2 protein-coding genes are annotated in these 2,240 nt (G+C 63.9%); both read right to left on the bottom strand.

The window, feature by feature from the left end:
• Positions 1–993: alpha-L-fucosidase (locus PUR56_RS00670; RefSeq protein ID WP_329947402.1), on the bottom strand; the 993-nt coding region annotated here is incomplete at its 3' end.
• Between the two features lie 777 nt (positions 994–1,770).
• Positions 1,771–2,240, bottom strand: a 470-nt coding sequence (locus PUR56_RS00665) for an alpha-L-fucosidase (RefSeq protein WP_329947401.1), incomplete at its 5' end; no start/stop codon positions are given.

Here is a 2,240-nt window from a genome sequence, read left to right as displayed (position 1 = left end):
TTGGACGGGTACCAGGGTGCCGTCCGGCCGGGGGCCGACATTGAGCAGATCGTTGGTGTTGTAGGCGCTGTTCGTGACGAGGTTGCGCACCAGGGTGGAGATCGGCTTCGTTCCCGTGTCATTCGGTGACCAGAACCACCGGTTCGAGATCGTTCCACAGGCTTCCTGCAGGCGATTGGTAGGAACTGCCGCAGGTACGGTGTCCTCGTAGGTGTAGTAGTCGCCCCCCATCGGCATGCGCTTTCCGATGCGGTCGTTGATGACGACGTTCGGTGCGAGAGCCCGGATCTCGGCCTGGAACTCCTCGGTCTCGCGCAGGGTGTAGTTCGCGTTTGGATTCGTCAACGCGTCACTACTGCCGTCGAACCACAGGAGGTCCGGGGCGTAGCGGGTCATCAGTTCCGACACCTGCGTCTTGGCCCGGGAGAGGTAGGCGTTGATGTTGTTGGTGTAGTCGGGGTCGTACCAGTCCCAGATGGAGTAGTAGAGGCCGAGCTTCATCCCGGCAGCCTTGGTCTCCTGCTCGAGTTCCTCGATGATGTCACGCTGGAAGCCGCTGTGGTCGCGCAGGTTCCAGTCGTTGACGTCGGTGTCCCACATCGCGAAGCCGTCGTGGTGCTTCGTGGTGAACACGATGTACTTCATCCCGGCGGCCTTGGCGTTAGCCACAATGCGCTTGGCGTCCCACTGGGAGGGGTTGAAGTTGGCAGCGCCGGCGGCGTACACGTCGTCGGGCACGTTGCAGTCGCGCCAGAGCCAGTCTGAGGAGCACCCGTTGTAGGCGCTACCGAAGTAGGAGGTCGGCCCGAAGTGGATGAACATGCCGAACCGCGCGTTGTCGCGGAACCACTCGGTGCGGCTGTCCGACATCGGATCGCCGTAGGCGAAGTTGGTTCCCGGGCCGCCTGCGGCACTCGCCGTACCCGGCATCAAGGCGCCTGTCGGGCCGAGAAGGAGAGCGAGGGCCAAGAGTCCTCGCGTCAATCGGTTCAAGTCAATCTCCTCACGTGAGGGTCATGAGCGAAGGTTGCTCGTCTTTGGTGGGAGGGGTTTGGTCGGCGACACGGCGGGTCGCAGCGTGCCGACAGTCGCGGGCACCGCAGGGCGTTACGGCGCGACACCGCGCTTCGGCCGTCGGCCGGGTGGAGGCCGTCGGAAAGGTCTCGGAGTTTTCCATGAACTCGCTCCGCCTTGACGGACACCATCGGTGTGGTGGTCAGGCGGCGAGGACGGTCTGATGGTCTCGTACTCGGTGGGACGGTCGAGACACCGTTGTGTCAGGGCTATTGACGTGGGGTGTGGCTGACCGGGTATTCAGCATCCCGGTCGGAGTGGCGCCCTGTGACGGTGATCTTCTGATGAGTTGCCACTCCCGTGCGGTGCGGTGCCGCCGTTGGGGGCCCGTTGTCCGATCGCGGCTCCTACGGTGGTGGAGTCGCCGCGGGTTCCTAGGACTTTCCCGCTTCGGACCGGGGTGATCATGACGTAGCCGTCGGTGGTGTCGGTGATCGTCCGCTGATGGTTGGCGTTCTGTACCGGTGTCGCGCCGATGGCTGCGAACGTCCACAGGACGCTATGGCGCGACACCGCGCCCCGGTCGTCGGCCGGCGGCTGGGCAGGGGGGTCCATTTGGCATGGCTCGGAACTCCTCACGAGTGGCGGAGTGGGTGGCATCGCGGGTGGGATGCCCGCCAGGTGGTGCCTGTGGGACGCAAGTGGAAAGCCACGGGACGTGAATGTCAACGGATCCGACAGGAATTCTCTATATGATCAAGGGCTGTCATGAGTCATCGGATGGCAGGTTCCAGCCGCTCTGCGGCGAGCGTTGTCGCCAAGAAGGCCTGCGGCGAGTGGGCTGCCGGTGTCGGAGTCCGGCGCCAAGCCGTGCTCTTTCGCGGCGTTTGCCAGAGAATAGGCCGACTCGACAGCCCCTTGGGCCCAGCACTCCAGGGTGGAGGCGGAGAGCTTTCGAGACGCGGTTGTGTCAGAGCACTTGACGCGGCGCAGTAGCTGGCTGAATATCGCTCCACCAAATCCTATTTGATTCTGGAGGTTGCGATGCGACTCAGATCCACTTCGTCCGTCACGGCGGCTCTGGCGACTGCTGGACGCTCCGTGGATCGAGGCGCCGTTGGTGTTCATCCACTGCCCGATAGTGGTGAGAGCCGCTTCTTGGACGGGTACCAGGGTGCCGTCCGGCCGGGGGCCGACATTGAGCAGATCGTTGGTGTTGTAGGCGC

Source organism: Streptomyces sp. BE303 (assembly GCF_036290945.1).
Lineage (GTDB): Bacteria > Actinomycetota > Actinomycetes > Streptomycetales > Streptomycetaceae > Kitasatospora.
Note: the sequence above shows the minus strand (reverse complement) of the source record. Positions and strands in the feature narration are given on the sequence as shown.